Raw genomic sequence first — 19,389 nt, forward strand, 5'->3', positions numbered from 1 at the left:
GCGCCCCCGCGGGGGGGGGGGGGGGGGGGGGGGGCGGGCCCCCGCCCCCGTCGACACCGCGCGTCCGTCGCGGCGTCCGCGGCCCCCGGGCCCGCCCCCCACGACTCGGCGTTCGGGGCGTGACGTTCCGCGACGACTCGCGGCTCAGGCCTGGGCGTCCTCGTCGGCCGCGAAGCCGGCGACGACGTCGCGCAGCGCGCCCAGCTGGGCGGCGATCGCGTCGCGGCGCCGGGCCATGCGCTCGGCCTCCGACTTGAGCGCGGCGAGCTCGCGCGCCGCCTCGGCGTGGCCCGAGGCCTGGATCGACTCGCTCTGCGTGCGGGCCGAGGCGACGATCTGCTCGGCCTCGCGGCGGGCGCGGCTGAGCAGGGCCTCGGCCTCCCGCTGCGCCTGCTCGCGCTGCGCGGAGCCCTGGGCGATCGCCTCGCGGGCCCGCTCCTCCGCGGCCGCGGCGCGCTCCTCGGCCTCGGTCACGATCTGGTTGGTCTGCGCCATCGCGCTCGCGTGGTGGTCGGCGGCCTCGCGGGCGAGGCGCTCCTTCTCGACGGCGAGGGCCCGGCGGGCCTCCTGGACCTCGCGGTCGGCGCCGGCGCGCAGCTTCTCGGCCTCGCGGGTCGCGCTGCTGCGCAGGTCGTTGGCCTCCTGCTCGGCGGCCAGGCGCAGCTGGGCGGCCTCGCGCTTGGCGGACGCGACGACGTCGGAGGCCTCCGAACGGGCCAGGGTCCGCTCCTGCTCGGCGTCCGCGATGATCCGCGTGCGCTGGTCCTCGAGGTCGCGCAGCTGGACGGCGCGCATGTCCTCGGCCTCGCGCGCGGCGTCGGCGCGGATGGCGCGGGCGTCGCGGTTGGCCTGCTCGAGGATCTCGGACGCCTCCTGGGCGGCCGTCTCGCGCACGTCGCTGGCCTCCTCCTCGGCCAGGCGCAGCATCTCGCTCGCGCGGCCGCCGAGGCCGGCGTACGTCGGGTTCTTGAACTCGGCGACCTGCTGGTGGAGGGCGTGGATCTCCGCCTCCAGCTCGGCGATGCGGTGCTCGGCACCGCTCAGCCCGGCGGCGAGGCCCGCCTTCTCGTCGATGACCTGCTGCAGCGCCCGGTTGACCGCCTCCTGGTCGTAGCCGCCGCGCCGCACCACCGGCAGGGCCGGCACCGTGCCGCGCGTCGGGACCGGACCGGGGGCCGCGGTGGCGCCCCGCGGGGGGACGGCGGCCCGGACCTGGGTGCCGGGACGGGGCGGCACGGGGGCCCGCCCGGGCTCGCGCGAGGGACGCACCGCCGGCTGCGCGACGGTGTCGGCGGGGCCGGCCCCGCTGACGGCGGGGATCGCCTGGGTCGACTGGTCGTCGGGGTTGGCGGTGCCGGTCTCCGGCTCCTCGTCGAAGATCGACAGTCCCTTGTCGCTCATGCTGGAGAACTCCTCTACGCGCGGTTCGACGCGCGGTTCGCGTCGGGGTGCGTGGGTGCTGGGTGGCACGCACGCGGGGTCCAGTGTTGCGGATCGCGGGGACGGATCACAGCCCGACGCCCGCCCCGGCGTGGCGTCCCGCGGCGGGCGCTGCCGGGGCCGCCGGACGGGCCCGGACGTGCGCACGCCCGCCCCCGGCGGACCGGGGACGGGCGTGCGGCGGTGGTGCGGGTCGCTCAGACGCCGCGGAAGCGGTTGATGGCGTCGAGGTGCTTCTCGCGCAGCTCGGTGTCGCGCACGCCGAGGCCCTCCTCGGGGGCCAGGCACAGCACGCCGACCTTGCCCTGGTGCTTGTTGTGGTGCACGTCGAGCGCCGCCTGGCCGACCTCGTCGAGGCTGTAGGTGCGCGACAGGGTGGGGTGGATCTTGCCCTGCGCGATGAGGCGGTTGGCCTCGAACGCCTCGCGGTAGTTGGCGAAGTGGCTGGACACGATGCGCTTGAGGTTCATCCACAGGTAGCGGTTGTCGTACTCGTGCATGTAGCCCGTGGTCGAGGCGCAGGTGGTGATGGTGCCGCCCTTGCGGGTGACGTAGACGCTGGCGCCGAAGGTCTCGCGGCCCGGGTGCTCGAAGACGATGTCGATGTCCTCGCCGCCGGTGAGCTCGCGGATCCGCTTGCCCAGGCGCTGCCACTCCCGGGGGTTCTGCTCGGTGCCGTCCTCGTTCCAGAACTTCCAGTTCTCCTCGGAGCGGTTGATGACGTGCTCGGCGCCCATGGAGCGCACGATCTTCGCCTTCTCCTCGTTGGAGACCACGCAGATCGGGTTGGCGCCGCCGTTGAGGGCGTACTGGGTGGCGAAGCCACCGAGGCCGCCGGAGGCGCCCCAGATGAGGACGTTGTCGCCCTGCTTCATCTGACCGGCGTTCTTGGAGACCAGCTGGCGGTACGCGGTGGCGTTGACCAGGCCGGGGGAGGCGGCCTCCTCCCAGGTGAGGTGGTCGGGCTTGGCGAGCAGCTGGTTGGACTTGACCAGGGCGATGTGCGCGAGGCCGCCGAAGTTGGTCTCGAAGCCCCAGATGCGCTGCTGGGGGTCCATCATCGTGTCGTCGTGGCCGGCGGGGTCCTCGAGCTCGACCGAGAGGCAGTGGGCCACGACCTCGGCGCCGGGCTGCCACTTGGTGACGCCGGGACCGGTCTTGAGCACGACGCCGGCGAGGTCGGAACCGACCACGTGGTAGGGCAGGTCGTGGCGCTTGGTCAGCTCGGAGAGGCGGCCGTAGCGCTCGAGGAACCCGAAGGTCGAGACGGGCTCGAAGATCGAGGTCCACACGGTGTTGTAGTTGATCGCGGAGGCCATCACCGCGACGTACGCCTCGCCGGGGCCGAGCTCGGGCAGCGCGACGTCCTCGACGTGGAGCGACTTGCGGGGGTCCTTGTCGCGGGTCGCGATGCCCTCGAACATGTCGACCTCGTCCTTGTGGACCGTGACGGCCCGGTAGGACTCGGGCAGCTCGAGGTGGGCGAAGTCCTCGCTGGTGGTGTCACCGGCTTGGATGGCGTCGAGGATGTTCTGCACGTCGTGCACTCCTGTGGGGTCGAGAGCAGGGCTGGCCGGAAGATACCCACGAGTAACCGGGCGTGGGTCACATAGTGACCGGTGTCTCACCGCGGCACCCTGGTGCGGGAGCGTGGCAGCGCCCGGCGGCCGGGTCAACCGTCCCCACCGACCGTGCGCTGCTCGTAGGCGGCGACGAGCTGCCGCTCCGCGGCCCGCAGGTACGCCGCGAGCCGCGTCGCCGCCTCGTCGCGCCGCCCGGCGCGCAGGTGACCCGCGATCACCGCGTTCTCCTCGAGGTACGGCGCGTGGAACGGCTCGGGGTCGCCCATCTGGTGGAAGAACAGGCGCATCTCGGCCAGCAGCAGCTCCATCTGCGCGACGAGGCGCTCGCTGCCGGACAGGGCGACGACCGCGCGGTGGAAGTGCTGGTTCGCGCTCGCCACCGCGGGCCAGTCGCCGCGGTCACCGGCCGTCGTGCCCTCGCGCACGGCGGCGTCGAGGGCCGCCAGGTGCGCGGGGTCGAGCGCCGGGCCGTGGAGGACGGCGGCGGGCTCGATCACGAGGCGCGCGGCGTACACGTCGCGGACCGCGGTGGTGTCGGGGGTCGCGACCAGCACGCCCCGGTGCTCCTCGCGCACGAGGATCCGCTCGGCCACCAGCTGGCTCAGGGCCTCGCGCAGCGTGTTGCGCGAGACGCCCAGTGCGTCGGCGAGCCGCACCTCGGGCAACCGGGTGCCCGAGCGCAGCGTGCCCTCGACGACCTGCTCCCGCAGCAGGCGGGCCGCGCGGTCGGCGGAGGTGCTCATGACGGTGCGGCGGGCCCGGCGCGCCTCGCCCAAGGAGGCGAGGAGGGGGTCGAGCTCGGAGGCGGCCACGGCCGTGACCCTAGCGGCCGGGGGTACCGGGCGGTCGCCGAGCACGTGGCCCGGGCCACGCGAGGGGATTGCGGGATTGTTCAACAGTCCTTACGGTGATCGACACCCGCCAGTCCGGACCACGAAGGGACCCCGCGATGGGTGACACCCCGCCGCTCAAGGAGGCCGTGAGCTCGGCCAGCCGCCGCTCCGCGCTCCTCGGCGCGATCTTCCTGATGGCCACGAGCGCCATCGGACCCGGCTTCATCACGCAGACCGCGACCTTCACGGTCCAGCTCGGCGCGGCCTTCGCCTGCGCCATCGTCTTGTCGATCCTCGTCGACGTCGCCGTGCAGCTGAACGTGTGGCGGGTGATCGGCGTCGCCGGTCGCCGGGCCCACGAGCTGGCGGGCGACGTCGCCCCCGGGGCCGGGTGGCTGCTCGCCGGCCTCGTCGTCGTGGGCGGGTTCGTCTTCAACATCGGCAACGTCGCGGGAGCCGGCCTCGGCCTCGACGCGCTCCTCGGCCTCGACCCCCGCTGGGGCGGCGCCCTGTCCGCGGTCGTCGCGGCGGGGATCTTCCTCAGCGCCCGGGCCGGGGTCGCCCTCGACCGGGTCGTCGTCGTGCTCGGGATGGTCATGATCGTCGCGACGGCCACGATCGCCGTCACGTCCGGCCCCCCGGTCGGGGACGCCCTGCGCAACGTCGTGGCGCCGACGGAGTTCGACGTGCTCGCGGTGACCACGATCATCGGCGGCACGGTCGGCGGCTACATCACGTACGCCGGCGCCCACCGCCTGCTCGACTCGGGGACGACCGGCCCGGAGGCGGTGCGGGCCATCTCCCGCAGCTCTGTCGTCGGCATCCTCGTCACGGGCCTCATGCGCGTCGTGCTCTTCCTCGCCATCCTCGGCGTCATCGCCGGGGGGACGGCGCTCGACGAGTCGAACCCGGCGGCCAGCGCCTTCGAGGCGGCCGCCGGCGAGGCCGGGCTGCGCGTCTTCGGGCTCATCCTGTGGGCGGCGGCCCTCACGTCGGTGATCGGCGCGGCGTACACCTCGATCTCGTTCGTCACCACCTCGGCGACCCCGGCCCGCACCCGCAACCTGCTGACCGTCGGGTTCATCGCGGCGACGACGGTGGTCTACCTCGTCATCGAGCAGGCGCCCGTGACGCTGCTGGTCTTCGCCGGGGCGTTCAACGGCATGATCCTGCCGATCGGCTTCGGCCTGCTGCTGTGGATCGCCTGGCGCCGCCGCGACCTCCTGCACGGCTACCGCTACCCGCGCTGGCTCCTGGCCATCGGCGTGCTGGCCTGGCTGCTGACCCTGTTCCTGGCGTGGCGCTCGTTCACGCCCCTGATGGACCTCTGAGGCGGGAGCACGGGATGGCAGTGACGGACCCGATCGGGAACGGGACCACGGTCGACCTCAACAGCGACGTCGGCGAGTCCTTCGGCCGCTGGGAGCTCGGCGACGACGAAGCCGTCCTGGGCCTGGTGACGAGCGCCAACGTCGCCTGCGGCTTCCACGCCGGGGACCCGACGACGCTGCGCACCACGTGCCGGCTGGCGGTGGCCGGGGGCGTCGCGATCGGCGCCCAGGTCGGCTACCGCGACCTGGCCGGCTTCGGCCGCCGATTCATCGACGTCGAACCGCGGCACCTCGCCGACGACGTGCTGTACCAGGCCGGGGCGCTCGACGCGCTGGCCCGCGCGGAGGGCGGCCGCGTCGCCTACGTCAAGCCGCACGGCGCGCTCTACAACGCCGTCGTGCACCACGAGGAGCAGGCCCGGGCGGTGGTCGACGCGGTCCTGGACCTCGATCCGTCGCTGCCGGTGCTCGGCCTGCCGAGCTCGGCCCTGCTCCGCCTCGCGGACGCCGCCGGCCTGCGCACCGTGCGGGAGGCGTTCGCGGACCGCGCCTACACCCCCGAGGGCACGCTCGTGTCCCGCCGCGAGCCCGGCGCCGTCCTCCACGACCCCGCGGAGGTCGCGGCCCGCATGGTCCGTCTCGTCACCGAGGGCACGCTCGTCGCGGTGGACGGCTCGAGCGTCGCGGTGACCGCGGACTCGGTGTGCGTGCACGGCGACTCGCCCGGGGCCGTCGCGATGGCCCGTGCGGTGCGCACCGGCCTGGAGGACGCCGGCGTCCGGCTCGGGGCCTTCGTGTGAGCACCGCCCGCCTCCTGCCGTACGGCGACCGCGCGGTCCTCGTCGAGGTGGAGGACACCCCGGCGGTGGTCCGGCTCGTCGACGCGCTCGCCGTGGCGGGCGCGACCGGTCCCGAGGGTCCGGTCGCCGAGGTGGTCCCGGCCGCGCGCACCGTGCTGCTCGTCGCGCGCCCCGGCGTGCCGGTCGCCGCCGTGCGGGCCGCGGCGGAGCGCACCGCGGCCGAGCAGGGCGACCGCGCGGGAGACGAGGCGGGGGCCTCTACGGGGGCGCCTGAGGCGGCTCTCGACGCCGGCACGATCGAGATCCCCGTCGTGTACGACGGCCCCGACCTTGCCGAGGTCGCCGCCCTGACCGGCCTGAGCGAGCGCGAGGTGGTGGCCGCCCACACCGGCCGGCCGTGGCGCGTGGCCTTCGGCGGGTTCGCGCCGGGGTTCGCCTACCTCGTCGGTGGCGACCCGCGCCTGCACGTGCCGCGGCGCTCCGAGCCCCGCACCAGCGTGCCCGCCGGCGCGGTCGGCCTGGCGGGGGAGTTCTCGGGCGTCTACCCCCGCAGCTCGCCCGGCGGCTGGCAGCTGCTGGGCCGCACCGACCTCGTGCTGTGGGACCTCGATCGCGAGCCGCCCGCCCTGCTCCGCCCGGGGGCCGCGGTGCGCTTCACGGAGGCGACGTGAGCACGCCCGCGCGCCCCGCACGGCCCGCGCTGCTCGTCCACCGCGTCGGGGGACCGGCGTACGTCGAGGACACCGGTCGCCCCGGGCAGGCGGGCATCGGGGTGGGCCGCTCCGGCGCCGCGGACCGCGCCGCCCACGCCCTGGCCAACCGGCTGCTCGGCAACGCCCCGGGAGCCGCCGCGCTCGAGGTCACCCTCGGGGGTCTCGAGCTCGAGGTCACCGGCGCGCCCGGCGCGGTCGTGTGGCTCTGCCTCACCGGAGCCCCGGCTCCGCTCGTCGTCGCCGGCCGCGAGGTCGGCCCCGGCGCCCTCGTCGCGGCCCGCACCGGGGACCGGGTCGCGGTGGGTACGCCGACCCGCGGCCTCCGCTCGTACCTCGCCGTGCGCGGGGGGATCGACGTGCCGGCCGTGCTGGGTTCCCGCAGCCACGACGTGCTCGCCGGGATCGGGCCGGCGCCGCTGCGGCCCGGCACGGTGCTGCCCGTGGGCGACGAGGTCGCCGGGCAGCCGGTCGTCGACGGCGTGCCGCCGGCCCCCGGGAGCGACCCGGGCGACGTGGTGCTGCGCGTCGTGCGGGGGCCCCGCGACGACTGGGTCGCCGACGCAGGCGTGCTGACCACCGGCGCGTGGCGGGCGTCGTCGCGCACCGACCGCGTCGGCATGCGCCTCGAGCGCGGCGAGCCGGGCACCGAGGCCCCGGCGGGGCTGCTGCGCGCGGCCGACCACGACGCCTCGCTGCCCAGCGAGGGCGCGACCCGCGGCGCGCTGCAGGTGCCGCCGTCGGGCGAGCCCGTGCTGTTCCTGGCCGACCACCCCGTCACCGGCGGGTACCCCGTCGTCGGTGTCGTCGTCGACGCCGACGTCGACCGCGCCGCCCAGGTGCGCCCCGGGGAGACCGTCCGGTTCCGCTGGGTGCGGGCCGGCACCGACGAGACCGGAGGATCCTGATGGACGACGCCACCACCCGAGGGTCGCTGACCCCCCACGAGGCCCGCCGGCGGTTCCGCGCCGGACTGGTGACGCCGACCGCGGGGTGGAGCCGCGGCTGGGCGCAGGCCAACCTGCTGGTGCTGCCGCGCGAGGAGGCCTACGACTTCCTCGTGTTCGCGCAGCGCAACCCGCGCGCGTGCCCGCTGCTCGAGGTGCTCGAGCCCGGCGCGGTGGCGGGCGCGCTGCTCGACGGGGACGTGCGCACCGACCTGCCGGCGTACCGGGTCTTCCGCGACGGCGAGCTCGTCGAGGAGCCCACCGACCTGCTGGGGTGGTGGCGCGACGACCTCGTCAGCTTCCTCATCGGCTGCTCGTTCACCTTCGAGGACGCGCTGCAGGTGGCGGGGATCGAGGTGCGGCACCAGAGCGAGGGGGTCAACGTGCCCATGTACCGCACCACGCGGCGCTGCCGGCCGGCCGGTGCCTTGTCGGGCCCCCTCGTGGTGTCGATGCGGCCCGTACCCGCGGACCGCGTCGCGGACGCGGTGCGGGTGACCGGGCGCTACCCCGGCGTGCACGGCGCGCCGGTGCACGTGGGTGACCCCGCCGCGCTCGGGATCACCGACCTCGACCGGCCCGACTACGGCGACGCGGTGACGGTCCGCCCGGGCGAGGTGCCCGTGTTCTGGGCGTGCGGGGTGACGCCGCAGGCGGCGGTGGTCGAGTCGCGCCCGGGCCTCGCGCTCACGCACGCGCCCGGCCACATGCTCGTCACCGACGCCCGCGACACCGACCTGCTGCTGGCGTGAGCGGACCCGTCAGTGGTGCGCGCCGGCGGCCGGCTGCACCAGCTCGACGAGCACGCCGCCGGCGTCCTTGGGGTGCACGAAGTTGATGCGCGAGTCCGACGTGCCGCGGCGGGGCGCGTCGTACAGCAGGCGCACGCCGCGCTCCCGCAGGATCGCGGAGACCTGCTCGACGTCGACGACGCGGTAGGCGAGCTGCTGCAGGCCGGGCCCGGAGCGGTCGAGGAACTTGGCGATGGTCGACTCGGGGGTCAGCGGGGCGAGCAGCTGGATGAAGGAGCCGGAGTCGCCGACGGCGACCATGGCCTCGCGGACGCCCTGCTCCTCGTTCGTCTCCTGGTGGGCGACCCTCATGCCGAAGGTGCCCTCGTAGAAGGCGATGGCCTCGTCGAGGTCGGCCACGGCGATGCCGACGTGGTCGATGGCGGTGAACAGGTGCGCGGGGATCTCCAGGGGTGCGGACATGGGGCGCATCGTACGTACGCCGCACCGCGGCCCCGGCGGGGAGTGTGACGACGGCGACACCGCGACCGGTCGCGAAGTGACCCGTCGGTAGCCTTGACCTCCGACCGCTCCGCGCGGCACGTTCTCTCACGCAGCGAACCCCAACTTGGAGGCATGTCCCATGACCACTTCCGTCATCGTCGCCGGTGCCCGCACCCCGATCGGTCGCCTGCTCGGCGGCCTCACGTCGCTGAGCGGCGCCGACCTGGGCGGCGTCGCCATCAAGGGCGCGCTCGAGCGCGCCGGCGTCTCCGGCGACCAGGTCGAGTACGTGATCATGGGCCAGGTGATCCAGGCCGGTGCCGGCCAGATCGCGGCCCGCCAGGCGGCCGTCAAGGGCGGCATCCCGATGGACGTGCCGGCGCTGACCATCAACAAGGTGTGCTTGTCGGGGATCAACGCCATCGCCCTGGCCGACCAGCTGATCCGGGCCGGCGAGCACGAGATCGTCGTGGCCGGCGGCATGGAGTCGATGACGCAGGCGCCGCACCTGCTGCCGAAGTCGCGCGCGGGCTTCAAGTACGGCGACACCGCGCTGGTGGACTCGATGGCGTACGACGCGCTCTACGACCAGTTCACGAACCAGCCGATGGGCGGGCTGACCGAGGACCGCAACAGCGAGGCCGAGAAGCTGACCCGCGAGGAGCAGGACGCGTTCGCGGCGCGCAGCCACCAGCTCGCGGCGGCCGCGCAGAAGAACGGCGTCTTCGACGACGAGATCGTGCCGGTCGAGATCCCGCAGCGGAAGGGCGACCCGGTCGTCGTCTCCACCGACGAGGGCGTGCGCGCCGACACCACCCCCGAGAGCCTCGCGAAGCTGCGCCCGGCGTTCAGCAAGGACGGCACGGTCACGGCCGGCTCGGCCTCGCAGATCTCCGACGGCGCCGCCGCGGTCGTGGTGATGAGCAAGGCCAAGGCCGAGGAGCTGGGCCTGAGCTGGATCGCCGAGATCGGTGCGTCCGGCCAGGTTGCCGGCCCCGACTCCACGCTGCAGGAGCAGCCCGCCAACGCCATCCTCAAGGCGGTGGAGAAGGAGGGCATCTCGGTGGAGGACATCGACCTGTTCGAGATGAACGAGGCCTTCGCCGCCGTCGGCATCGCCAGCGCCCGCAAGCTCGGCGTCTCCGAGGACAAGGTCAACGTCAACGGCGGCGCCATCGCGCTGGGCCACCCGGTCGGCATGTCGGGCGCCCGGATCGTGCTGCACCTCGCGCTCGAGCTCAAGCGCCGCGGTGGTGGCACCGGCGCCGCCGCGCTGTGCGGCGGCGGCGGCCAGGGCGACGCCCTGATCATCCGCGTCCCCGCGTGAGCGAGGCACCCCCGCGCACCGCCGCGACCCCGGCCCGGGGGCGGCGCCGCACGGCGTCGGTCCCCGACCTGGTCGCGGCGGCGCGCGGGGGTGACCCGCGTGCCGTCGGGCGGCTCGTCTCCCTGGTCGAGGACGCCGGCGGCGCCCCCCGCGCCGACGGGGAGGACGCCCGCGCCGCCCGCCTGCGGGAGGCGATGGCCCTGCTGGCCCCGCACACCGGTCACGCCCACGTGGTCGGCGTGACGGGCTCGCCGGGCGTGGGCAAGTCGACCTCCACCAACGCGCTCGTCACCGAGCTGCGCGCCCGTGGGCGCCGCGTCGGCGTGCTGGCCGTCGACCCGTCCTCGCCGTTCTCGGGCGGGGCCCTGCTGGGCGACCGCATCCGGATGGGCGACCACGCGACCGACGCGGACGTCTACATCCGCTCGATGGCGTCCCGCGGCCACCTCGGTGGGCTGTCGTGGAGCACCCCGCAGGCGCTGCGGGTGCTCGACGCGGCCGGGTTCGACGTGGTGCTGGTCGAGACCGTCGGCGTCGGGCAGAGCGAGGTCGAGGTCGCCGGCCTCGCCGACACCACCGTCGTGCTGCTGGCGCCGGGGATGGGCGACGGCATCCAGGCCGCCAAGGCCGGCATCCTCGAGGTCGGCGACCTGTACGTCGTGAACAAGGCCGACCGCGGGGGCGCCGACCAGGTGCGCCGAGAGCTGCGCGGCATGCTGAACCTCGCCGACCGTCCCGCCGACGCGTGGCGTCCCCCCATCCTCGCCACCACCGCGCAGAGCGGTGAGGGCGTGAGCGAAGTCGTCGACCGGCTCGAGGAGCACCGCGCGTGGCTCGCGACGACGGGGCACCTCGCCGTACGGCGCCGCCGGCGCGCCCGCGAGGAGGTGGAGGCCATCGCGCTGACCCACCTGCGCCGTACGTGGGCGGGCATCGCCGGCGGCGGCCGGGGGTCCGGGGGCCCGGACCTCGACGTGCTCGCCGACGACGTCGTGGCGGGCAGGCGCGACCCGTACGGAGCGGCCGACGCACTCCTGGCCGCGACCGACGGCGTCGGCGGCACGCCCACCGACGGGTGAGTCGCTCCGCCCGGGCGCGCCTGCGCCGAACCGGGCGGGGCTCTTGGTAGAAACATGCCGGTCTGTGTCCGGGAACGACGTCCATGGCTTGGAGGAACGACGTGAGCGCGAAGAAGGTGGTGCTGCTCCTCGTCGTCGTGTTCCTCGGCTTCTGGATGTTCACCGACCCGAGCGGCCTGGCGGCCACGGCCCGCGACGGCGGCGGTGAGGCGTGGGACCTGCTCGTGTCCTTCTTCCGCGCGGTCATCCGCTTCGTCGGCGAGCTCTCCTGAGCCCGCTGTGAGCCCGTCGTGAGGTCGTCGTGGGCCTGATCGCCGCGGTGACCGACCCGGACATCGCCCGGCACCTGCTGCGCGACGAGGGCGAGGTCATCGTCGACGAGGTGCGCCACCACTGGGTGACCTTCGTGGTGCCCGTCCTCATCTGCCTGCTCGCCCTCGCGCTGCTGGCGAGCGTGCCGTTCCTCCCGCTCGACTGGGGCTGGTTCCCGATCCTGCTGGCCGGGGTGGTCGCGGCGTGGGGCGTCTACAAGGTCCTCGTCGTGCACATGGACCGCTTCGTCGTCACCAACATGCGCGTCTACCGCGTGCACGGCGTGTTCTCCCAGCAGCTCGCCACCGTGCCGCTGACCCGGATCCTCGACATCACCGTCAAGAAGCCGCTCGTCGGGCGCGTCCTCGGCTACGGCCACTTCGTGTTCGAGTCCGCGGCCCAGGCCCAGGGCCTGCGCGAGATCCGGTACGTCGGACGCCCCGACCAGCGCGACCTGTCCATCCAACGCGTCGTGCAGCGCTCGGGCGTCCGCGGCCGGCCCCAGGTCAACTGACGTGGCGCTCCCGTTCGACCCCATCGACGAGGCCCGCCGCCAGTGGGAGCTGCGCTGGGAGGGTGGCGCGGTCATGCACGCCGTCACCTCGCTGATGCGGGTGCAGCAGCTCGTCATCGCCCGCCTCGACGCCCTGCTCAAGCCGCACGGGCTGACGTTCGCCCGCTACGAGGCGCTCGTCCTGCTCGTCTTCTCCTCCCGCGGCTCGCTCCCGCTGGGCAAGATGGGGGAGCGGCTGCAGGTGCACCCCACCTCGGTCACCTCGATCGTCAACCGCCTCGCCGCCGCCGGCCTCGTCGAGCGCCGCCCGCACCCCGACGACGGCCGCGCCGTCCTCGCCGAGATCACCCCGCAGGGACGCGAGCTCGTGGAGCGGGCGACCGCCGACCTCCTCGCCGCCGACTTCGCGCTCGGGGCGCTCGACGCGGAGCAGCACGCCGCGGTGTCCGCGCTCCTGGCGCCCGTGCGGCGCGACGCGGGCGACTTCTGATGGCCCGCCCCGGCCCTCGGCCCCGCGCGGCCCGTGCACTGTCCGTCGCCCTGCTCGTGCCCGCCGCGGCGCTGGGAGTGGCGTCCGCCGTACCCGCGGGAGCAGCCGACGAGAAGAGCGCGCCCCAGCTGTCCCTGCCCGAGGACGCCCCACGCCTGGACGCCGACGACCCGGGCGCCCCGGCCGCGCTGCCCGCCGGGTGGAGCCGTGCCGAGCTCGGGCCGAGCGACGGGCCGGGCGAGGCGCTCCACCTGTCCTACCGCCGGCAGGTCGAGGGCAGCACCGTGCACGTCGCCGCGACCACCCCGGGTTCGGCGCCGGGGGCGGCGGACGGGTTCCGCCTCGAGATCAGCGCGCCCGACGGGGACTCCTGCGCGTCGGACTCGGTCGTCCGCTACGACGGCGGTGGCGTCGGCCTGCTGACGCTGGGTCTCGCGGCCGGGCCGGGCGACCCGCGCGAGGAGGACCCGTCGGCCGCGCCCTGCGCCGAGACCACCTCCGTCCGCGTCACGGTCGAGCGCTCCGCCCCCGTGGTCGACACGTCGTCGTCGGTCTGGCTGCGGGTGGTGGAGGAGGCACCGGTGCGCGACACCGACGACCTGCCCGCCCCCGCCGAGGACCCCGACCCCGGCCCGGTGGACGTCGACGGCGCGGCGCGCGCGCAGGAGGGCTCGACGGACGTGACGACCGCGCCCGTGCTGACGACCGGCATCTGGCGCGCCACGGTCCGGGTCGGGGGCCAGACCGCCTACCGGGTGCGTCTCGGCTGGGGCCAGTCCGTGGCGGTGGAGGCCGTGGCGGACGGGCTGGACGAGGACGCGCTCGACGAGGCCGGGGCGGGCGCGGGGCTCGGGGTGCGCATCCTCGACCCGATGCTGGCCCAGCGCGCCACGACGGTCGACTCCACCCTCGGCTCGGACGTCACCACGGCCTACGCGGAGCTGCCGGCCGTCGGCTACCTGCAGCGCCACGAGGCCGGTGGGCCCTCCCTGCCGGGGGACCACGTGGTGGTCGTGACCTCGGACCCCGGCTACGAGGGCGAGGCCACGGCGTACCCGGTGCCCGTGACCCTCCGCGTGGCGGTCGCGGGCCCGGCGGACGCCGCGGGGCCGCCGTACGCCACCGAGCCCGCGTTCCTGCTCGGCGAGGACCAGCTCTCCGACGAGGTCACGCTCTCCGGCGACGGCGCAGGCGCGTCGGTGGCGCGCCTCGTGACCGGCGGCGCGCTGCTCGCGCTCGGCCTCGGCAGCCTCGCCGGGGGCGTGGTGCTGCTGCGCCGCCGGGGCCGTCGTCAGGCGGTCAGGAGCAGGTAGGCGCCGGCCACCGTCGCCAGCAGCCCCAGCACGAGCAGCACCACGGCCGGTACGGCGGAACGCCGCGGCGCCGCGGCCACCGGTCGGTCGACGCGGGTCGGGGCGGGCGCGCCCGGGGCCAGCCGCGCCGTACCGACCCCGACGTGGGTCGGGGCCTCGTGCCCCGACCACCGGGTGGCTCCCGCGACGGTCGTGCCCCGGTGCTGCGGGGGAGCGGCGTGCGGCGGAGCCGTCGTCAGGCGCCGCGGCACCACCACCGGGGGACCGGCCGCCGGCAGGTGCTCGAGCCGCAGCGCCGCCAGGTCGGCGCGCAGGGCCGTCGCGGTGGCGGGTCGCTCGTGGGGCTCGGTCGCCGCCGCCCGCTCCAGGAGCGCGCGCAGCGCCGTCGCCGGGCCCGGCGGCTCGGGCGCCCCGGCGAGGACGCCCTGCTCGCCCGAGGGCCGCCGACCGGTCAGCATCTCGAGGCCCACGCGGCCCACCGCGTAGAGGTCCTGGCGGGGGTCGGGGTCGGCGCCCTGCCACTGCTCGGGCGCCATGTAGCCGGGCGACCCGATGGCCATCGGACCCCGGGTGAGGCGGGGCTCGTCGACCGGCACGGCGACGCCGAAGTCGGTCAGGCGCAGGTGGGGGCGCCCGGCGCCGGTCGCCTCGAGCAGGAGGTTGGCGGGCTTCACGTCGCGGTGCACGACCCCGGCGGCGTGCACGGCCTCCAGCGCGGCCAGCAGCTGGTCGAGGAGGGTGCCGACGAAGGGGAGGGGCAGGGCGCCGCGCTCCCGCAGCAGGTCGGCCAGGGAGCCCCCGGCCACCAGGGGCATCGTGAAGAGGACGCGGTCGTCCATCCCGGCCCACGACTGCGGCGTCACCACGTGGTCGTGCGCGATCCGCACCGACTGCTCGCGCACGAAGCGCAGCAGCGAGGCGGCGTCGGACTGGCGCAGGATCTTGGCGGCCTTCACCCGGCCGTCCGCGCGGTCGAGCACGGTCCACACGGCCCCCATGCCCCCCATGCCGATCGGCTCGAGCAGCTCGTAGCGCCCCGCGAAGACCTCACCCACCCGGCCACCCTAGGGCGTGCCGGACCCCCGACCCCGCCGTGCCGCCGGATCCGCCACAATGACGGGCATGACGCAGCGACCGTTCTCCCGTCCCGGTGCCATCGACCTGTCGGTGCTGAAGCGGCCCGCCGGCGCTCCCGCCCCGGGCGGGCCGGGCGGGCCGGGCGCCCCCGGAGGCCCCGGATCCGCTGGTCCCGAGGGTGGTACGGCGGGCGGCCCCGCCGGCGCGCCCTCGCCGTACGCGACGCTCGTCGACGAGCAGGGCTTCCAGGCGGTGCTCGAGGCGTCGCGCACGGCGGCCGTTCTCCTCGTCTTCTTCTCGCGGTCGCGGATGCCGGAGAGCGGACAGCTCGCCGACGACGTGGCGGCCCTGTCGGCCGAGTTCGAGGGCCGCTTCCTCGTGGGCCTCGTCGACATCGACGCGACGCCGCAGATCGCCCAGGCCATGCAGATCCCGTCGATCCCGCTGGTGGTCGCCGTGCTCGACGGCCGGCCCATGCCGCTGTTCCAGGACGTGCTGCCGCTCGAGGAGCTGCGCGCCGCGCTCACCCAGGTCGTGCAGCAGCTCGCCGCCCAGGGCATCACGCAGCGCCACCAGCCGCTCGCCGCGGCGCCGGGCGAGGGCGCCGGGGACGAGGACGGCGGCGAGCCGCCCCTCGACCCCCGCTACCTGCCCGCCCAGGAGGCGCTGGAGGCCGGGGACAACGACGGGGCGATCGCCGAGTACGAGAAGCTCCTGGCCGCGAACCCCGCGGACGCCGAGGCGGCGACCGGGCTGGCCCGTGCCCAGCTGCTGCGCCGCACCGCGAGCGCCGACCTGCAGGCCGCCCGCGCCGCGGCCGCCGAGCGGGCCGACGACGTGGACGCGCAGATCCTCGTGGCCGACCTCGACGTGCTCGGCGGGCACGTGGACGACGCCTTCGCCCGTCTCGTCGAGGTCGTGCGCCGCAGCGCGGGTGACGACAAGGAGCGGGTGCGCCGGCACCTCGTCGAGCTGTTCGGCGTGGTCGGCAACGCCGACCCGCGGGTCGCCCGCGCCCGCCAGCAGCTGGCCTCCGCGCTGTTCTGACCCCGGCTCCCGCTCACGCGGCGGTCCCGGGCGACCTCAGCGCGCCGCCCACGCCGCGTCGAGCGCGGCGAGGGTGGCGGCCACGGCCGGCGACGACCCCTGGGTACGCCGGTGCAGCGCGAGCACGCTGCGCGTCGGCTCCGGATCGCTCACCTCCAGGGTGGTGAGCCCCGGGCCGAGCGCCGCCCGGCCGAGCCGGGGGACGAGCGCGATGCCGAGCCCGGCGGCCACGAGGGCGAGGTGCGAGTCGAACTCCCGCGACTGGTGGGCGATGCGGGGCCGGGCCCCGGTGCCGTCGTGCATGCGCTCCAGCCACTCGCGGCAGATGGTGCCCGGCGGGGTCGCGATCCACGGCTCGCCGACCAGCGCCGCGGCGGTGACGGACCCGCGGCCCGCCAGCGGGTGGTCGACCGGCAGCACGACGTCGGCGGCGTCGCGCCCCACCTCGTGGGTGGCGACGTGCTCGGGCACCGCGAGCGGCACGTCGCCCCACGAGTGGGCGACGCCCACGTCCACCTGGCCCCGGGCCACGAGGTCGACGGTGTCCCACGGCTCCTCCTCGGTCAGCGCCAGGACCAGGCCCGGGTGGGCGTCGAGCAGCGCCCGGGCCGCCGGCGCCACGAGGCCCCGCACCGCGGTCGAGAAGGCCGTGACCCGCAGCCGTCCGACCACCGCACCCGACCCGGCGTGCAGGTCGGCCTCGATGCGCTCCAGCTCGGCCAGCAGGGCCGCCCCGTCGCTCACGAGCTGGCGACCGGCGCGGGTGAGCACCACGCCCCGCCCGACGCGCTCCAGGAGGTCGAGGCCCGCCTGCCGCTCGAGCCGCTTGACCTGCTGGGACACGGCGCTGGGGGTGTAGCCGAGGGCGTCGGCGGCCGCGACGACCGAGCCGTGGTGGTCCACGGCGCGCAGCGACGCCAGGGCGGCGAGATCGATCATGCAGCGACGCTACATGGTCGAGCTGTCGATCGTTCGCTGGTGCTTCACGGTCGTGCGGCGGCAGGCTGGGTCCCGTGAGCCGCCGTGACACCCTCCTCGCCCTCGTCGTCGCCCTGGTGTGGGGCGTCAACTTCGTCGTCATCGAGTGGGGCATGGCCGGCGTGCCGCCCCTGGTGTTCCTCGCCGTGCGCTTCGTGGTGGTCGCGTTCCCCGCCGTCCTCCTCGTGCCGCGCCCGGCGGCGCCGTGGCGGACCGTCGCCCTCATCGGGGCGCTCATGTCGCTCGGCCAGTTCGGCCTCCTCTACGCCTCGCTGCACGCGGGGATGCCGCCCGGTCTCGCGGCCCTCGTGCTGCAGGCGCAGGTGCTGCTGACCATCGTCGTCGCGGCGGGCGTGCTCGGCGAGCGGCCCGGGGTGCGGCAGCTCGGGGGCGTCCTGCTGGGGTGCGCCGGCCTGGGGGTGGTGGCGGTGGGCCGGGAGGCGACGACGCCGCTGCTCGCGCTCCTGCTGTGCCTCGGCGGCGCCCTGTCCTGGGCGCTGGGCAACGTGGCGGCCCGTGCCTCGGGCATCACCGGGGGCCTGGGCCTCACCGTGTGGTCGGGGCTCGTCGTACCCGTCCCGGCCCTCGGCCTGGCCCTCGTGCTCGACGGGCCCGGCGTCGTCGGCTCCGCGCTGGCCGGGCTCGGGTGGGAGGCGGTCGTCTCGACGCTCTACACCGCGGGCCTCGCCTCGCTGGTCGGATACGGCATCTTCAACTCGCTGCTCGGCCGGTACGCCGCCGCGCAGGTCGTGCCGTGGATCCTGCTGGTGCCGGTCGTCGCGATGGCGTCCGCGTGGGTCTTGCTGGGGGAGCGGCCCAACGGGGCGGAGGCGCTCGGGGGCCTCGTGCTGCTCGTCGGGGCCGGGATCGCGCTGGCCCCGCGGCGTCAGCGGCCGGACTCGGTGTACGCCGGCCCGTCGCCCGCGACGTTGACCAGCGCGGCCCGCACGCGGCGGGCCGTGAAGTCGGCGCAGCGCTCCGCGACCTCCTCGGGGGTGCAGAAGGCCAGGCCGCGGATCTCCTTCTCCTGGCGCACCACCCGGGACACCAGCGCGTCGGCGTCGTGCACGCCGCCGTCGAACACGAGCGTCACGGCGTCGTCCCAGCCGCTCCACGGCGGCAGCCAGTCGGTCAGCAGCAACCGGCCCGCGGGGATGTCGAGCGCCAGCTCCTCGAGCACCTCGCGCGACGTGGCCACCTGCGGCGACTCATTGACCTCCACGACCCCGCCGGGCAGGTCCCAGTCGCGCTTGTAGGTCAGCTGGCACAGCAGCACCCGCCCGGCCGTGTCCCGCACCAGCATCTGGCCGATCGCGCGCTTGCGGGGCAGGAACGAGTTGAGCAGCGCCCGGAAGCCCTCGGGCTGGTCGGTCGGGGCGTCGGTGGCGAGGCGGGCGTAGAGCACGTGGTCCACCGGTCCCTCCGGCGACGGCAGGCCGCGCAGCACGCCCTCGCGGCGCATCCCCGACCAGGTGGCGACCCGCTGGCCCAGCGCGTCGTCGGCGCGCACCCGCGCCTCGACGCGGGCGTGGGTGGCGAGCGCCTCCTCGACCCCGGCGCGGACGGTGGCGACGGCGTCGGCCCAGCCCTCGGTCACCGCCTCCGTGCCCCAGGTCACGTGGGCCACCCCGGGCGACAGCGTCGCGACGTGCACGGGTCCCCGGTCCTCACTCACGTTGTTCACCCTACCGACAGGTGCGGACCGTAGGCTCTCGCGCCGTGACCACGACGCGCCTGCTCCGCACGACCGTCCTCGCGGCGGTCCTCACCCTGTCCGCGACCGCCTGCTCCGGGGACGGGGGTGGTTCCGACGACACCGGCGACACCGGGGGCTCGGGGGAGGGCCGGCCCGACGCCCTGTCGAGTGCCACGGACAACGCCGCGTTCGAGGCGTCGGTCTGCGACGAGCCGCCCGCCGTGCTGGAGGAGCTGGTGGGCCCCTACGAGGTGCTGCCCCCGGAGCAGCTCACCCTGGGTGACCCCGACTCCGACGAGACGCAGTACGTCGCGTGCGGCTGGACCGACCAGGCCAGCGGCCTGACGTCCTTCGCCGTCGAGCTCTACCCGTCCGACCCGCCGACCGCGTTCTTCACCGAGGCGGTGCCCGGCGAGACGTGCACCGAGCTGAGCGTCGCGGGCTACGACCACGGCCACTCCTGCGTCCCGGCGGACGCGACCGCCCCGCCGCTGGCGAAGCTCGAGGTCCTCGCGGTCGACGGGGAGCAGTCGCTGCTGTGCCGCCTGCACGCCGGCTTCGACCGCACGACGACGCCGAGCGTCGACCTGGGTGAGCAGGTCGGCACGTTCACCGAGGCCTGCGAGGAGATGCTCTCCTCCGCCGGCGCCTGACGCGCCCCTGACGCGCCCCCGACG

At 75.8% G+C, this 19,389-nt stretch carries 20 protein-coding genes and 1 pseudogene; 14 read left to right on the top strand and 7 right to left on the bottom strand.

All coding sequences use genetic code 11. The annotated features are described in order from the left end of the window. Positions 1 to 144: 144 nt before the first annotated feature. The 3 genes from INN71_RS04570 to INN71_RS04580 form a co-directional block, all read right to left on the bottom strand. Positions 145 to 1,401, bottom strand: coding sequence for a DivIVA domain-containing protein (locus INN71_RS04570; protein ID WP_301799755.1), 1,257 nt, complete (start codon positions 1,399 to 1,401; stop codon positions 145 to 147). Between the two features lie 236 nt (positions 1,402 to 1,637). Beyond that, the gene (gene ccrA, locus INN71_RS04575) at positions 1,638 to 2,978 is read right to left on the bottom strand and encodes a crotonyl-CoA carboxylase/reductase (protein WP_301799756.1); all 1,341 of its coding nucleotides are present in this window, start codon (positions 2,976 to 2,978) and stop codon (positions 1,638 to 1,640) included. Positions 2,979 to 3,112: 134 nt separating this feature from the next. Further along, positions 3,113 to 3,835 carry a GntR family transcriptional regulator gene (locus tag INN71_RS04580; protein WP_277501476.1) on the bottom strand — a complete coding sequence of 241 codons (723 nt, stop codon included), beginning with the start codon at positions 3,833 to 3,835 and terminating at the stop codon, positions 3,113 to 3,115. 137 nt (positions 3,836 to 3,972) lie between these two features. Between INN71_RS04580 and INN71_RS04585 the strand changes: the two genes are divergently transcribed. From INN71_RS04585 to INN71_RS04605, 5 genes are read left to right on the top strand one after another with little or no spacing between them, the layout of a single operon-like run. Next, on the top strand, positions 3,973 to 5,187 hold the full coding sequence (locus INN71_RS04585) for an NRAMP family divalent metal transporter (RefSeq protein WP_277501475.1): 1,215 nt from the start codon (positions 3,973 to 3,975) through the stop codon (positions 5,185 to 5,187). A 14-nt stretch (positions 5,188 to 5,201) separates the two neighbouring features. After that, complete coding sequence (locus INN71_RS04590; protein ID WP_277501474.1) at positions 5,202 to 5,987, top strand: LamB/YcsF family protein; 786 nt, start codon at positions 5,202 to 5,204, stop codon at positions 5,985 to 5,987. After that, positions 5,984 to 6,658, top strand: a complete 675-nt coding sequence (pxpB, locus tag INN71_RS04595) for a 5-oxoprolinase subunit PxpB (RefSeq protein WP_301799757.1) — start codon at positions 5,984 to 5,986, stop codon at positions 6,656 to 6,658. The genes INN71_RS04590 and pxpB overlap by 4 nt, the downstream gene beginning before the upstream one ends. Then, entirely contained in the window at positions 6,655 to 7,605 is a 951-nt protein-coding gene (locus INN71_RS04600) for a biotin-dependent carboxyltransferase family protein (RefSeq protein WP_301799758.1), read from the top strand. The genes pxpB and INN71_RS04600 overlap by 4 nt, the downstream gene beginning before the upstream one ends. Beyond that, complete coding sequence (locus INN71_RS04605; protein WP_301799759.1) at positions 7,605 to 8,396, top strand: putative hydro-lyase; 792 nt, start codon at positions 7,605 to 7,607, stop codon at positions 8,394 to 8,396. Before INN71_RS04600 ends, INN71_RS04605 begins: the two co-directional genes overlap by 1 nt. A 9-nt stretch (positions 8,397 to 8,405) precedes the next feature. Here the strand turns inward: INN71_RS04605 and mce are convergent, their stop codons facing one another. Next, positions 8,406 to 8,858, bottom strand: coding sequence for a methylmalonyl-CoA epimerase (mce, locus tag INN71_RS04610; RefSeq protein ID WP_301799760.1), 453 nt, complete (start codon positions 8,856 to 8,858; stop codon positions 8,406 to 8,408). 160 nt (positions 8,859 to 9,018) lie between these two features. Between mce and INN71_RS04615 the strand changes: the two genes are divergently transcribed. From INN71_RS04615 to INN71_RS04640, 6 genes are all read left to right on the top strand, one after another. Beyond that, positions 9,019 to 10,206, top strand: coding sequence for an acetyl-CoA C-acetyltransferase (locus INN71_RS04615; RefSeq protein ID WP_301799761.1), 1,188 nt, complete (start codon positions 9,019 to 9,021; stop codon positions 10,204 to 10,206). Further along, entirely contained in the window at positions 10,203 to 11,285 is a 1,083-nt protein-coding gene (gene meaB / locus INN71_RS04620) for a methylmalonyl Co-A mutase-associated GTPase MeaB (protein ID WP_301799762.1), read from the top strand. Before INN71_RS04615 ends, meaB begins: the two co-directional genes overlap by 4 nt. 101 nt (positions 11,286 to 11,386) lie before the next feature. After that, positions 11,387 to 11,557 carry a hypothetical protein gene (locus tag INN71_RS04625; protein ID WP_277501465.1) on the top strand — a complete coding sequence of 57 codons (171 nt, stop codon included), beginning with the start codon at positions 11,387 to 11,389 and terminating at the stop codon, positions 11,555 to 11,557. Positions 11,558 to 11,604: 47 nt separating this feature from the next. Beyond that, the gene (locus INN71_RS04630) at positions 11,605 to 12,111 is read left to right on the top strand and encodes a PH domain-containing protein (RefSeq protein ID WP_277501464.1); all 507 of its coding nucleotides are present in this window, start codon (positions 11,605 to 11,607) and stop codon (positions 12,109 to 12,111) included. Position 12,112: 1 nt separating this feature from the next. Then, entirely contained in the window at positions 12,113 to 12,601 is a 489-nt protein-coding gene (locus tag INN71_RS04635; RefSeq protein ID WP_277501463.1) for a MarR family winged helix-turn-helix transcriptional regulator, read from the top strand. After that, positions 12,601 to 13,914 (top strand): hypothetical protein, encoded by a 1,314-nt coding sequence (locus INN71_RS04640; protein ID WP_301799763.1) that lies wholly within the window; start codon positions 12,601 to 12,603, stop codon positions 13,912 to 13,914. The genes INN71_RS04635 and INN71_RS04640 overlap by 1 nt, the downstream gene beginning before the upstream one ends. Here INN71_RS04640 and INN71_RS04645 read toward each other — a convergent pair. Beyond that, positions 13,893 to 14,969 carry a serine/threonine-protein kinase gene (locus tag INN71_RS04645; RefSeq protein WP_301799764.1) on the bottom strand — a complete coding sequence of 359 codons (1,077 nt, stop codon included), beginning with the start codon at positions 14,967 to 14,969 and terminating at the stop codon, positions 13,893 to 13,895. The two genes, INN71_RS04640 and INN71_RS04645, sit on opposite strands and share 22 nt — an antisense overlap. A 67-nt stretch (positions 14,970 to 15,036) precedes the next feature. On the opposite strand from INN71_RS04645, the gene INN71_RS04650 reads away from it, so the two are divergent. After that, positions 15,037 to 16,038 carry a co-chaperone YbbN gene (locus tag INN71_RS04650; RefSeq protein WP_301799765.1) on the top strand — a complete coding sequence of 334 codons (1,002 nt, stop codon included), beginning with the start codon at positions 15,037 to 15,039 and terminating at the stop codon, positions 16,036 to 16,038. A gap of 36 nt (positions 16,039 to 16,074) precedes the next feature. On the opposite strand, the gene INN71_RS04655 is transcribed toward INN71_RS04650, so the two are convergent. Continuing rightward, entirely contained in the window at positions 16,075 to 16,977 is a 903-nt protein-coding gene (locus INN71_RS04655; protein WP_301799766.1) for a LysR family transcriptional regulator, read from the bottom strand. A gap of 74 nt (positions 16,978 to 17,051) precedes the next feature. Between INN71_RS04655 and INN71_RS04660 the strand changes: the two are divergent. Beyond that, positions 17,052 to 17,873, top strand: a pseudogene (locus INN71_RS04660) (EamA family transporter); the annotation flags it as partial. A 29-nt stretch (positions 17,874 to 17,902) separates the two neighbouring features. Here INN71_RS04660 and INN71_RS04665 read toward each other — a convergent pair. After that, entirely contained in the window at positions 17,903 to 18,691 is a 789-nt protein-coding gene (locus INN71_RS04665) for an NUDIX hydrolase (RefSeq protein WP_277498570.1), read from the bottom strand. Between the two features lie 44 nt (positions 18,692 to 18,735). Here INN71_RS04665 and INN71_RS04670 point away from each other — a divergent pair, with 44 nt between their 5' ends. Beyond that, complete coding sequence (locus tag INN71_RS04670) at positions 18,736 to 19,365, top strand: hypothetical protein (RefSeq protein ID WP_301799767.1); 630 nt, start codon at positions 18,736 to 18,738, stop codon at positions 19,363 to 19,365. Positions 19,366 to 19,389: the final 24 nt, after the last annotated feature.

Source organism: Nocardioides sp. ChNu-153 (assembly GCF_030466625.1).
Classification (GTDB): domain Bacteria; phylum Actinomycetota; class Actinomycetes; order Propionibacteriales; family Nocardioidaceae; genus Nocardioides.